This is a genomic window from Pararhizobium sp. PWRC1-1 (assembly GCF_049897905.1).
Classification (GTDB): Bacteria; Pseudomonadota; Alphaproteobacteria; order Rhizobiales; family Rhizobiaceae; genus Pararhizobium.
The window spans coordinates 1-12594 of record NZ_JAFCXE010000020.1; the positions used below are offsets into that span (position 1 = coordinate 1).

The following is a 12594-nucleotide window of genomic DNA, read 5'->3' on the forward strand; positions in this document are numbered from 1 at the left end:
AAAGCGTACCTCCTTCGCCGTCGTTGTCCGCACGCAGCAGGAAGAGAACATATTTGAAGGTGACGATGATCGTCAGTGTCCAGACCATCAGGGATATCAAACCGACGACCTCCTGCTGAGTGATGCCGTCGCGCGCGAAAGGCCGCAAGGCTTCCCGAAAGGCGTATAGAGGGCTGGTGCCGATGTCTCCGTAGACAACGCCGATCGAGCCCAGAAGCAGGACGAGGAACTTTCGTGTTTCTGAAGCATCGGTGGTCGGGGCTGTGGATACAGTCATCGTTTCATGGCCCTTCTCGGCGCTACCAGTTGTTGTCCTGTATATGGTCCAGTGCGACAAGTCCGGCAAATTGAATGTGATACATGCGTTTACTGTTAATGGCATCGTGCGCCTGTGCTTGATCTATTGATCGCTCAATCATCGCGCCTACTTCACGGCGAGGTACCAACAGCAGGAAACACCAGATGATTGACCAACTTGCCGCTATCGGCCTGACATTCAATGTCGTTCCCCATCTTGGAGCGCTCGTCGCAGCCTATCTTCTGGCGCTTCCAATCGGATGGGACCGAGAAAAGAGCGAACGGAGCGCGGGGTTGCGTACGTTCCCGCTTGTCGCCATTGCCAGTTGTGGCTTCATCCAGGCCACCGAGAACCTGACCGCGGGCAATCCGGAAGCGACGGCCCGGATCGTCGAGGGGTTGATCACGGGCATGGGCTTTATCGGGGGCGGCGCGATCCTTGTCGTGAAAGCCAGCGTGCGGGGTACCGCCACCGCGGCAAGCCTCTGGGCCACCGGCGCGATCGGTACTGCCGTCGGCCTGGGAGCTTACGACATCGCCGTAGTGCTTTCGATCATGACGTTCCTCACACTCCGTCTCAACGCCAACCTGAAATCGGACGGGCCAGAGAACAAACCCGATTAGAATACGCCCCTGGCATCGATCCAATCGAAAGGCAGCAAGCCGGCGCGTCCGCGGTCCAACTATGCCCACCATGATCGCGGGGTTGGTGAGCGTATTGATTGTGGGCGTCGCGGTCGGAATGACCGCGCGCCTGTCGGCTGGACGCAAATAAGCGGACGCCTAGCCGATAAAAACCGCACTGTCGTGCCACGCTTGCTCTCAAACAAAGGCGCAGCAGGTGTCAGCTCTGCGGCTCCCGAATGTACTCTTGCCGTGCTTAAAACTGCCACGCTTGGCGACCCCGTCAATTTCTCGGACGTAATGCGAGCAGGTCGGTCTCCTCGGCGGACACAGTCTTCTCATGGCCGATATGGGAAAACTATCTTTGTCGCAGATACGGGAATCGAAGGCGAACAGCGCGCCGACTGGATCAAATATGTTTATGCGGAGGTCAAGGCCATCACGGACGTCGGCGTACCTCTGAAGGGTGTGTGACTTTATCCGATCGTCAATTATCTCGGCTGGATGAAGAGCGGCATTGCGAGAATGGTCTGCTCTTGGGGCATAGTTCGGGGAACGGGCGCTCCGAGTACGCGCCGTGGTGACGGACAGCCGACCCGACATGGGTGAGAACGCAAAAGTAGACCTTTAGCTTCACCGAGTTGTCGAATAAGATGGATTGTTCAACCTCGGTTGAGCATCTCAAGCAGTTGTTGCTCGTTCTTCAACCCGAACTGATACCAGCTGACAAGTTCGGCGGCGGCCTCGGCAGCCTCCGAACCATAAATGTCATGATCAGTTTCCAAACACCATTTATCGAGCACCTTTCGCAAAAGCGACAGTCCTGTGCTGTCAATGGCCTCGGTTTGAAACGCGAAAATGTTGGTCACGGCACGCCTCAACGGATGGATGAAGAGGATATGCTTTTGTGACCACGCTTGCCCGCAAAAATCTCATCACTGAAATTGCGCGCTACGTGGCCTACCAATATTGTGGTGGTGAATGCCGCCATACGCAATTCAATCCGATATTCAGACAGCGATATTACGCGACCAAAGGCGGGGTCGGCCGGGGCCGTGGGCGCACCAGCGGCCTCGCGGAGCTTTTCAGCAGGACGGGTTCGGAGACGCTTAGAGCCGATTGCACCGCTTCATTTAGACCAAGGGAGACAAAGTCTGCGTTGATATCCGCTGGCGCTATTTGCGCCGAGCGTTCTCCGTCTGCCATCGGCACGACGATGCCGACGCGCAAAGAGGGTTTTTTGCGCTTCAAGCGCCGAACAATCTGGCGCGCATGGGATTTTGAATTTCCATTCAGAAACGCGACTACAACCGTATCGAACCCGCTGGTTTCTATCGGGTTGGAACTCCGCACGTCTGTGACGGTGTGGTCGGCCGTGACCACGTCGGCTCCTTGTACTGCCAGTATTTGTGCAAGCATAGCCGCGGCGGCATCGTCCATCGCTCCCCTCCCGCCAAGACATATAATTGACCGTCCCGTTCCGTCGGGTAGGTCCAGTCCTTCGACCGCCTGGGGTGTCTCAGCCTGTTTTTGTTGAGGTTCCTCCTCATTTTCCTCCTCTTCGGCTATGTCGGCGAGGTTACCGATCAGCGTCTGCATACTAGCAGCAACGAGTGCGATCTGGGTCTCCGACATCACACCGCGCTGGCGGTCTATTTCCCCGAGGACCAGCGCCGGAAGACCGACTTTCTCATAGTAGTCGATCAGGTATTCCTCCTCGAGAAATTCTTCGGCGTTGTCGGTGGCTTCGCTCGGGTCGCCGGCAAGCAGGCGCTGATAGAGTTTCTCCTGAGGCTGGAGGACGGGTTCGTTCCCGAGGAGAACATCGAGAAAGCTGAATTGCGGAACGTACCTGCCAAGGACGACAAGGCACACAGTAAGCGGTGTCGAGAGCATCAGCCCGAGTGGGCCCCACAACCAGGACCAGAAGATAGCCGAGATGATGATAGCCAGCGGCGAGAGACCCGTGTGACTACCATAGAGCCAAGGCTCGATCACGTTGTTGCTGATCAGCTCTATGGTTATGAACAGCGCTGCAACCCACGCGACCAGTGACCAGCCAGGCGAGATGGCCAATGCGAGAAACAACGGCAGGATCATCCCGATGACGGGACCGATATAGGGGACGAACCGCAACACGAGCGTCAACAATCCCCACAGGATCGCATTCGGAATGCCAAGCAACCATAGACCGATGGTGATGGGGACCGCATAAAGGGCGTTCACGACCAATTGCATCAGAAGGTATTTGCCGACCCTCGTTCCCGCGTCCTGGAGAGCCGCCGTCGTTCGGTGGAGATCACCTAGACCGACCAGTCGTATGAACCGATCTCGCAAGTCCTCTCGCTCAAGCAACATGAATATCACCAGGACGATGACGAGACCCGCAGTCGCGAACGGGCGGATAAGCGGAACGATGACATTCACTAGCGTTTCGATCGGCTTCGAGCGCGTGACGATTTCGACAGGCATGGGTTCGGGGCTGGTCGTTTCCGATGACGCTTCATTTCGACTTTCAGCGGCGCGGGTCTGCATCTCGGTTCCGACCCGCTCGACGATTTTGCTCAGGTGTTCGAGTACCCCATTGCCTGATCCCGCCTGACTGAGAGCGTGCACCTTCTCAACGATGTTGCGCTGATAGGTCGGAATATTCTCCGCCAGGGTGGCAACTTGCCCCGCGACCACGAAACTGAACGCGGTAATCACAACGAACGCGGACGCGACCGTCAGGACGACCGCCGCGATTTTTGGGACATATCGCTTTCTGAGGAAAGACACGATCGGCGCGAGCGTGAAGGTCAGGAGAAGCGACAGAGCCAGCGGCACAAATATTTCCTGGCCGAGACGCAGGATGACCGCAACCCCAATCAGGATGAGGATCATTCGTCCTGACAGGGCAGTGTTCGCTAAGGTGCCCTGACTTGGTACAGCGCTTCCGATATCTGTTGTCCTTGATGATTCCGCGCTCAAAGCCGATCCTCACTGAAAGTCGTGTCGCCAAAAATCCGGCGTAGACAATCATAGATAAACCAGCGATGGCGTTTATCGAGACGGGAGCTAAAATATACCTTTTGGTGCCTGCTACCAATCAGCGCAAGGAGAACCACTCGTCATAGGGTGTATTTTTTACGAGATGTCGGTTGTAGTCCGGCGCGCCATCATCCCACGAAACAGACCCCCGCTCTCCCAGAGCGATTTTCGCCTCATCGACGCGGTTGGGTGCGGCAGCCATCGCCTCTGGGTCGCCATTGGCCTCCCGAACACTTCTCCGGAGTGGACATCAGTTCTCTAACGAAGCTCGTTCGCGTGGGTTCGTCAAGGCCGGGGTTTTTTGGTGCAAAAGGCGTTCACGCATGATGAAGTACTTTCCGTAAGATGTATTGGGATAAGCACCCTTCGGCTGGTAAGCCAATCCTACCTGGATAAGAGGTCTACGGTTTGACTTGGATGGCCACCAAGGCCGCCTACGGCAGTGTAACGGGGGGCACCATCATTTGCCCTCGGGGCGCTGCAGTGCCTTCACTTCCTTCCATGGAGCGGTCATCCGGGTTTCGCACTCCTCCCGGTGGTCAGCAAGACAGGCATTGGTCCAACGCGTGGCGAAGAGGATTGTTCGATGTCGAATTTCCCATTACGCGTTTCGTGGCAAACTATTTCTCAATAAACGTGCGCCGGGTCGAACATTTGACATCTTCCCGGAGGTGGCTGGCAACTTACGACGAACGCGGCGACCCAAGTTGCGATGAAGCGCGTCGGCCGGTGGCCCACGGCGCGAAATCTCCTGACAGGACTGCTTACAAAGCTTGTTACAACCCCTACATATCCTTTTGTCCCCATCGTTAGATCCGAGCCCGATGCTGCTTTCTCTGCGAAACGTCAGAAAATCCTACACCACGGCCGAGGGGCGCCTCGAGATCCTGAAGGGTATTGATTTCGATCTTGCCGCCGGAGAAAGCGTCGCGCTGACTGGAGAGTCGGGCAGCGGAAAGAGCACGCTGCTTCACCTTGCCGGCGGACTCGATCACGCCGATGCCGGCGAGATCGTTTCCAGTGGTCATGTCCTCGCCGGACTTGATGACCGAGGACGGGCGGGGTACCGGCGCACCGCCGTCGGACTGGTGTTTCAGCAATTCAACCTCATACCGTCGCTCGATGTGGGTGCCAACATTTCCTTCCACGCAAAACTCGCCGGCCGGCATGATCCTGCATGGGAACAGGAGCTCGTGGAACTGCTGGGTATCGAAACGCTCCTTGCCCGCTACCCCGAGCAGCTTTCCGGAGGGCAACAACAGAGGGTCGCGATCGGCAGGACACTGGCGGCAAAGCCGCCGCTGGTTCTCGCTGACGAGCCGACCGGAAATCTCGACGAGGCGACCGGGGATGCCGTGCTCGCCGTCATGCTGTCGCTGACGAAAAGCGCTGGGGCAGCGTTGCTGCTGGTGACGCACTCCATCAGGCTGGCGCAAATGCTGGACCGCCGTGTTCATCTGCACGGTGGAAAGATCGCATGATACTCTCAACTGCCGCGATGGCACTCCTCTCGCATTGGCGCTGCCGACCGCTGCAGCTTGCCACCCTCTTGCTCGGACTGTCGCTGGCAACCGCGCTATGGTCAGGTGTCCAGGCGATCAATGCCGAGGCGCGGGCGAGCTATGCGCGGGCAGCCTCGATTCTTGACCAGAACGAGCTGACGCAACTCCTGCCGCGAAACGGCCAGTCCATTTCAAAAGGCACCTATCCCAGGCTGAGAAGGGCGGGGTGGGATGTATCACCTGTGATCGAGGGCGATCGCCGTTTCGGAAATGTCCGCGTCCGAATTATAGGAATAGATCCACTGACCATGCCGGCGGGGACAGGCGGCATCAAAGTGGGAAAAACAGGCGATCTCGCCGCCTTCCTGTCCGAGCCGGGCGTGATGATGGTCTCGCAGGCGACCGCCAACAAGCTTAAGGGGCACACGGAAATCCGGCTGGAGATTTCGCCGGACATGCCAGATGGTGCCGGCTTCGTCGATATCGGTGTCGCCGATCGCATCCTGCAGAGGAGGGGCGAACTGACCCGGTTCATTGTAGCTCCCGAACAACGCACAGATCTGCCCTCGCTCGACAAACTCGCACCCGAAATCATGATCAAGCCGCCCGGCGACCGGCCAGACGTCTCCCGGCTCACCGACAGCTTCCATCTCAATCTCACGGCGTTCGGGTTCCTCGCCTTTGCCGTTGGCCTCTTCATCGTCTATGCCACCATCGGCCTCGCCTTCGAGCAGCGCAGGGCGACTTTCCGGACGCTACGCGCTCTCGGCCTTTCTCTGTCCACGCTGACCTTGCTCCTGATGGCCGAACTGCTTCTTCTGGCATTTCTTGCCGGGCTTCTCGGGGTGGCAATCGGCTATTTCGTTGCTTCTCTTCTATTGCCGGGAGTGGCTGCAACCTTGCAAGGCCTCTACGGGACAAGTGTCCCGGGGACACTAACCTTGCGGCCGGAATGGTGGGCGACAGGGCTCGCGATCGCAGTCGCGGGCACGATCGTCTCGTCGGCACAGAGCCTGTGGCGGGTCCGTCGGATGCCGCTTTTGACTGCGGCACAGCCGCGCGCCTGGGCGCGCGCGACGGCAGTTGGAATGCGGCTGCAAAGCCTATCCGGTCTGCTGCTACTGATAGCGTCGATCGCCCTCGCGATGTTCGCGCAGGGGCTCGCAGCCGGTTTCGCGGTGCTGGGCTGCTTGCTTCTGGGAGCTGCTCTTCTACTGCCGGCCGTACTCTCAGCCGGCTTGTGGCTGTTGCAAAGGCGCTCGTCGGGCGCGCTCACGACCTGGTTCTGGGCCGATACCCGGCAGCAGCTGCCGGGGCTGAGCCTTGCCCTGATGGCATTGCTGCTTGCCCTGTCTGCCAATGTCGGTGTGGGCACGATGGTCTCAAGCTTTCGTCTGACCTTTATCGGCTGGCTCGACCAGAGGCTTGCGGCCGAACTCTATGTCACCGCGCGGGACGAGGAAGAAGCCTCCCGGCTGCGGGCCTGGCTCCCAAGCCATTCCCTGTCGGTGCTGCCGATCTGGAGCGTGGACGGCGAAGTCCTCGGCGATAACCTGCAAATCTTTGGTGCAGCGGCCAGCGATCCGACCTACCGGGACAACTGGCCGTTGCTCGCAGGCACCGCCGATGTCTGGGATCGCGTCGCGCTGGGGCAGGGCGCGCTCGTCAACGAGCAGCTCTGGCGCCGGAAAGGACTGATCATCGGCGACGGTCTCGCGTTGCCCGGAGGATGGGTAATCCCGGTGGTTGGCGTGTATTCCGATTACGGCAATCCGAAGGGGCAGGTCATCGTCGGCATCGATGCGCTGACGGACCACTTCCCAGACGTTCCTAGGCTCAGATATGGTATCCGCGTTGCGCCAGCCGACGCGCCGGCGTTGAGGGAGCAGTTGACATTGAAGTTCGGTCTTCCCGTTGACAACGTTATCGATCAGGCGACCTTGAAACGGCAATCCCGCGCCGTCTTCGACCAGACCTTCGCGGTGACCGCTGCGCTTAACGTCTTCACGCTCGGCGTTGCAGGATTTGCAATGTTCTCCAGCCTGTTGACCCTGTCGGGTATCCGGTTGCCGCAGCTCGCACCCGTCTGGGCAATGGGGGTAAGGCGACGTGATCTTGCCCTGCTGGACGTATTGCGCACCCTGGCGCTGTGGCTGGCGACGTTCGTCGCCGCGGTTCCCGTCGGCCTGGCGCTGGCCTGGGTGCTCTTGTCAATCGTCAATGTCGAGGCCTTCGGCTGGCGCCTACCAATGCAGATATTCCCAGCGGACTGGCTCATCCTCGGGCTTGTGGCGCTCGTCGCCGCGCTCGTTTCGGTCGTCATTCCCCTCAGGAGCCTGGCAACGATCGGCCCGGCGGAACTGCTCAGAGTATTTGCTAATGAACGCTAGACAAGTTTCGGCCGCCGCTCTTGGTGTTGCTGTAATGCTGCTCAATCCCGGATATGCCATCCCGCAAGGTTTCGCCGGTCTGGGCAAAACCGCAGAAGGCTTTGCCATTCCCCGGCCAGGCCTGCAATTCAGCTTTCCCACTGACCACGGATCCCACCCCGAATTCCGCATCGAGTGGTGGTACGCAACGGCAAATCTTCAAGGTCAGGATGGCACGAAATATGGCGTGCAATGGACGCTCTTTCGCTCGGCCCTTGCGCCGAAAACCGCAAATGGATGGTCCGATCCACAGATCTGGTTGGGTCATGCCGCCATTACCACCAAGGACCAGCATTTCGTCTCGGAAAAACTTGGGCGCGGAGGCGTCGGTCAGGCTGGTGTCGTGGCGCAACCTTTCTTGGCCTGGATCGATGATTGGGAGATGAAGGCCCTGCCAAAACCGGAAGGCGATCAGCTTGACAAGGTCAGCCTCCAAGCGAGCGGGAAGGATTTTCGTTATGCGCTGGACCTGTCGGCCACGGGGCCTTTGGTGCTGCAGGGCGACCGGGGATACTCGGTAAAATCCGCCGAAGGACAGGCTAGCTACTACTATTCTCAGCCTTTTTACGATGTCTCGGGATCCCTCGATATGGCCGGAAAAACCGTTCCCGTCACGGGCAAAGCCTGGCTCGACCGGGAATGGTCATCGCAGCCCCTGGCCGCGGACCAAACCGGATGGGACTGGTTTTCCCTGCATCTGGACTCGGGCGAAAAAGTCATGGCCTTTCGGCTGCGCGATGGCAGTGGCGGCTATACGTCGGCAAACTGGATCGCCCGCGACGGAACGCCGACAGTCCTGCCACCCGGTTCGCTGGAGATTTCGCCGGTCCGTTTGGCGCGCGTCGAAAACCGGGACGTGCCGGTCGCGTGGCGCGTCCGGATCCCCAAGCGAGGCTTTGACGTGACCACCAGCCCATTAAATGACCAGGCCTGGATGAAAACCACGACACCTTACTGGGAAGGACCGATCATATTCGAGGGGAGTGCGAAAGGGCAGGGCTATCTGGAAATGACCGGATATGAGTGACGTTCCGAGGAATCGCCCTTGATCTGCAAATTGCTGTTGGGAGTTGGTTAACTGTAAAAAATTGAAAGCGCGATCCGCCGCTGGCATCTTCGAGAACATCTACGCATTCGCGAGATTGGCGTTCGGAAAGACCTGTCGCGGAATACCATCCGCAACTATCTGCGCCTGGATGGCGTGGAGCGAAGGTCAAGGTTGCCTGCCCGGCCGGGCGAGCTTGATCCGTTTGTAGCCCGGTTGTCGGCCTGGCTGAAGACGGAGGCCTCCACGCGCTGCCGTCGGCGGAAAAGACCGGGTGCGGCTCATCGACGACGAGGTCAACGCCGCGGGCGACCGGCACCGCGGCGTTGACGTCTCCGCCTCCATCAATCAATGTGCGAGCATGTGGTCTGTACCGACCGGATGCGGGGACGCTCCCGTCGGCGGCGCTGACGCGCCAGACGATGTTGCCGGCGTCGTCCGCTACCAAAGGGCTCCAGTTCCGTCGACGCCGACGCCAACGGGACGGTCGCGAGCCTGGTCTCCCTTGATAAAATCGGTCACCACATCCTGCCCTTTGCCGGAGGTGCGACTGGTTTCGAACGGGATGAAGACTACCTTAGATCCATTGAACGCACTGCGGTTCCAGCTGCCGTGCTCGCCGACGAAGGCGCCGTTGTTGAACGGCGCGGGCGAAGCGGAGTTTAAGGAAAACGTAAGGCCAAGCGCCGCCCCATGGCATAGTCAGGCTTTGTCGCCTTCTCCAACATATCCTGGCGTAGCGGATGGACCCGCGCATTGACATGGATGCATAATAGCTACCACGCGGGAGTGACCTATATTCGAATAGGAAAGGTCGAGGTACTGAAATGAAGGCGATACTTGCCGAAGGCGAGACATGCTGGCGCGTTGAACATGCCGACAGGGCGGCTGTCATTGTCGATGCCGCCGGATTCTTCAAGCATGCGCGTAGCGCGATGCTGAAGGCAGAACGCTCCATCTTCATGGTTGGCTGGGATTTCGACACCCGGATCGACCTAATTCCGGGAGATGCGAAGGACGACGCGCCTGAAAAGCTCGGCGACTTCCTAAACTGGCTTTCAAAGCGTCGCGATGAAATCGACATCCGTATTCTCAAATGGGACATCGGGTTGGTCAACTCGGTGACCCGCGGCGAGACGCCATTCTACATCTTGAGTTGGATGTTTTCCAATCGCATCCAACTCAAGCTAGACGGCGCGCATCCCTCTATGTCGGCCCATCACATGAAACTTTTGGTAATCGACGACCGAGTCGCGTTCTGCGGCGGGATAGACATGACAGTCGGACGATGGGACACGCGCGACCATCTGGAAAAGGACAAGCGACGGCGCTCGCCAATGGGGTTCGAACAGGGGCCGTGGCACGACGCGACGACTTGCGTATCGGGTCCGGCCGCCGCAGCTCTCGGTGAGCTGGCGAGGACCAGATGGGAGCTGGCGACTGGCGAGAAGCTTGAACCCGTCGACGCTCCGTCTGATCCGTGGCCGGCCGGGTTGGAGGTCGATTTCCACGATATCGAGATGGGCATAGCGCGGACGCAGCCGGAATATGAACAACAACACCAGTCTGGTGAAATCCAAGCGGCAAAACTTGCCATAATCAAAACCGCCCGAAAATGGGTCTACATCGAAAGTCAATATTTTGCATCAAGGGTGATCGCGGAAGCGATCGCCGAAAGGTTGGCTGAAGCGGATGGACCCGAGGTCGTGGTGATCAATCCCGAGGGGGCGGAAGGGTGGCTCGAGGCCAAGTTCATGGACTCGGCGCGCATCAGGCTCATGAAGCTTGTTCGTGACGCCGACCGGCATCGGCGCTTCAGGATCCTGTATCCAGTCAATGACGCGCGAACATCGATCTACGTGCATGCCAAGATTATGATTGGCGACGACCGTGTTCTCAAACTGGGTTCGGCAAATCTAAACAACCGCTCGATGGGGTACGACACGGAGTGCGATATCATCATTGAATCGCGTGAAGACGGGGACGCCATCTCCCAGAGGATTCTCGCCCTTCGAAACGGGCTCGTCGCCGAACACCTCGGACGTGAACCATCTGAGGTCGAAGGAGAGATAGAAGAACACGGCTCGCTGATCAAGGCAATTGAAGCTCTCAACCGGACGGACGGGCGCGGGTTGGTGGAAGTGCCGATGCGGGAGCTTACGCCTGACGAAGAAATGCTGGCGGAGTCCGGTATCGCCGATCCTGAGCGACCGACGGGAGTAGCGAACCGGATGTCGGGATACCTCCGTCGCCGCCGTTACACACATGCATGAGATTTTTTCACCGAAACGTGCGCTCACCGCTGCCCCAAATAGGCTGGATGCCATAATGTGCTCCTCAGCGAGTGCGTTGATGCAGCCTCACTGTCTTATGTTCTTTTTCAAGCGACGCCGAGCGGCTGGAGTGCTTTGACGAAGAATGTTTTGCTCGCGGAATAGTCGCTCCCTCCGAACTTGACGTGGTCTCTCCGATAAGTCCGCCCACTTCGACGATGTAGGACTTTAGTCTGCGACAGATCCCGCAAAAGTCTAGGGTGTGGGTGGAGGCCCCAATTGTGGGAACCTTTCAATTCCGCGTGTGTTTCGGTGTCGAGTATCAACCAACGATCCCGCAAGGAGAACCCAATGCAGAAACTTCTCGTCGCAACCGCAGCCATCGTCCTTTCCGCCACCTCGGTATTCGCGCAGGAATCAAAACCTGCTGCAAACCCCGACGGGGACACTCCGGCGGTGGCAACACCGTCCGAGCAGAATGCCACCGCACCCGTCGAAGGTGCGAACAGCTTCACCGAAGATCAAGCTAAGGAGCGCATTGTTGAAGCCGGCTATGCGGACGTCACCGAGCTGAAGCTTGACGACAAGGGCGTGTGGCAGGGCAAGGCTACCAAGGGCGGCAAATCCGTGATGGTGTCGATGGACTACCAGGGCAACATCGTCGCCAAATAAGCGACAAAAACGACAAGGAGAACACCATGACGAAGACGGTAACAGGGCTTTTTGACCATTATTCCGATGCTAGCGCCGCAGTTGAGCAGCTTAAGACAACGGGTGTTTCCGATAGCGACATCAGCATTGTCTCCAACAATTCGGACGGTCGCTATAAGGATAACGATAATGATGTCGCAGAAGACGCGGGCGCGGGCGCTGGCATCGGTGCGGCCGTCGGCGGCGTCGGCGGGCTGCTGACTGGCCTTGGCATCATGGCGATCCCAGGCGTCGGCCCGGTAGTGGCCGCGGGCTGGCTTGCAGCAACTGCCGTGGGTGCAGTTACAGGAGCGGTTGTCGGTGGTGCGGCTGGCGGCATCGTTGGAGCCCTGACAGAATCCGGCGTCGATGAACGCGATGCGCATGTCTATGCCGAAGGCATTCGCCGAGGAGGCACCTTGGTAACTGCAAGGGTGCCGGATGCCCAGGCAACCGGAGCCCAAGCCATTCTTCAGCGCTCTAACTGGGTCGATCTTCCGACGAGGCGGGCAGCTTACGAGGGCGAAGGCTGGAGTTCATTCGATGAAAAGGCCGACCCTTACTCCCAGTCCGCAATTGACGCCGAGCGTGCGCGTTACGCAGGCCGAGCATCGTCGGTGTAACGGTTAAAAAGTAACGACGAAAACGGGGTCTTCGAAAGGCCCCGTTTTTTTGGCCGAAAACTTCGTGCGTTCCTTCCAAAG

General features: G+C 58.8%; 10 protein-coding genes and 1 pseudogene. 7 read left to right on the forward strand and 4 right to left on the reverse strand.

Translation table 11 applies throughout. From position 1 onward, the window contains the following. A partial coding sequence (locus ACP7E0_RS25325; protein WP_426128918.1) for a KUP/HAK/KT family potassium transporter occupies positions 1-277 on the reverse strand: 277 nt, incomplete at its 3' end. 185 nt (positions 278-462) lie between these two features. Between ACP7E0_RS25325 and ACP7E0_RS25330 the strand changes: the two genes are divergently transcribed. Beyond that, positions 463-921: an MgtC/SapB family protein gene (locus ACP7E0_RS25330; RefSeq protein ID WP_426128920.1), complete on the forward strand. Its 459-nt coding sequence runs from the start codon at positions 463-465 to the stop codon at positions 919-921. Positions 922-1583: 662 nt separating this feature from the next. Here the strand turns inward: ACP7E0_RS25330 and ACP7E0_RS25335 are convergent. Then, entirely contained in the window at positions 1584-1790 is a 207-nt protein-coding gene (locus tag ACP7E0_RS25335; protein ID WP_426128922.1) for a hypothetical protein, read from the reverse strand. A 154-nt stretch (positions 1791-1944) separates the two neighbouring features. Further along, entirely contained in the window at positions 1945-3804 is a 1860-nt protein-coding gene (locus tag ACP7E0_RS25340; protein ID WP_426128924.1) for an AI-2E family transporter, read from the reverse strand. 971 nt (positions 3805-4775) lie between these two features. Between ACP7E0_RS25340 and ACP7E0_RS25345 the strand changes: the two genes are divergently transcribed. From ACP7E0_RS25345 to ACP7E0_RS25355, 3 genes are read left to right on the forward strand one after another with little or no spacing between them, the layout of a single operon-like run. After that, positions 4776-5432 carry an ABC transporter ATP-binding protein gene (locus ACP7E0_RS25345; protein ID WP_113316504.1) on the forward strand — a complete coding sequence of 219 codons (657 nt, stop codon included), beginning with the start codon at positions 4776-4778 and terminating at the stop codon, positions 5430-5432. Next, the gene (locus ACP7E0_RS25350; RefSeq protein ID WP_426128927.1) at positions 5429-7843 is read left to right on the forward strand and encodes an FtsX-like permease family protein; all 2415 of its coding nucleotides are present in this window, start codon (positions 5429-5431) and stop codon (positions 7841-7843) included. Before ACP7E0_RS25345 ends, ACP7E0_RS25350 begins: the two co-directional genes overlap by 4 nt. After that, entirely contained in the window at positions 7833-8909 is a 1077-nt protein-coding gene (locus ACP7E0_RS25355) for a lipocalin-like domain-containing protein (RefSeq protein ID WP_426128929.1), read from the forward strand. The genes ACP7E0_RS25350 and ACP7E0_RS25355 overlap by 11 nt, the downstream gene beginning before the upstream one ends. Before the next feature lie 384 nt (positions 8910-9293). Here ACP7E0_RS25355 and ACP7E0_RS25360 read toward each other — a convergent pair. Further along, positions 9294-9691 (reverse strand): annotated as a pseudogene (locus tag ACP7E0_RS25360) (PQQ-dependent sugar dehydrogenase); the annotation flags it as partial. 63 nt (positions 9692-9754) lie between these two features. On the opposite strand from ACP7E0_RS25360, the gene ACP7E0_RS25365 reads away from it, so the two are divergent. The 3 genes from ACP7E0_RS25365 (at position 9755) to ACP7E0_RS25375 (ending at position 12513) form a co-directional block, all read left to right on the forward strand. After that, positions 9755-11200, forward strand: a complete 1446-nt coding sequence (locus ACP7E0_RS25365) for a phospholipase D-like domain-containing protein (RefSeq protein WP_426128931.1) — start codon at positions 9755-9757, stop codon at positions 11198-11200. Between the two features lie 351 nt (positions 11201-11551). After that, positions 11552-11872: a PepSY domain-containing protein gene (locus ACP7E0_RS25370; protein ID WP_426128933.1), complete on the forward strand. Its 321-nt coding sequence runs from the start codon at positions 11552-11554 to the stop codon at positions 11870-11872. A 26-nt stretch (positions 11873-11898) separates the two neighbouring features. Beyond that, positions 11899-12513: a hypothetical protein gene (locus tag ACP7E0_RS25375; protein ID WP_426128935.1), complete on the forward strand. Its 615-nt coding sequence runs from the start codon at positions 11899-11901 to the stop codon at positions 12511-12513. The last annotated feature ends 81 nt before the right edge of the window (positions 12514-12594 follow it).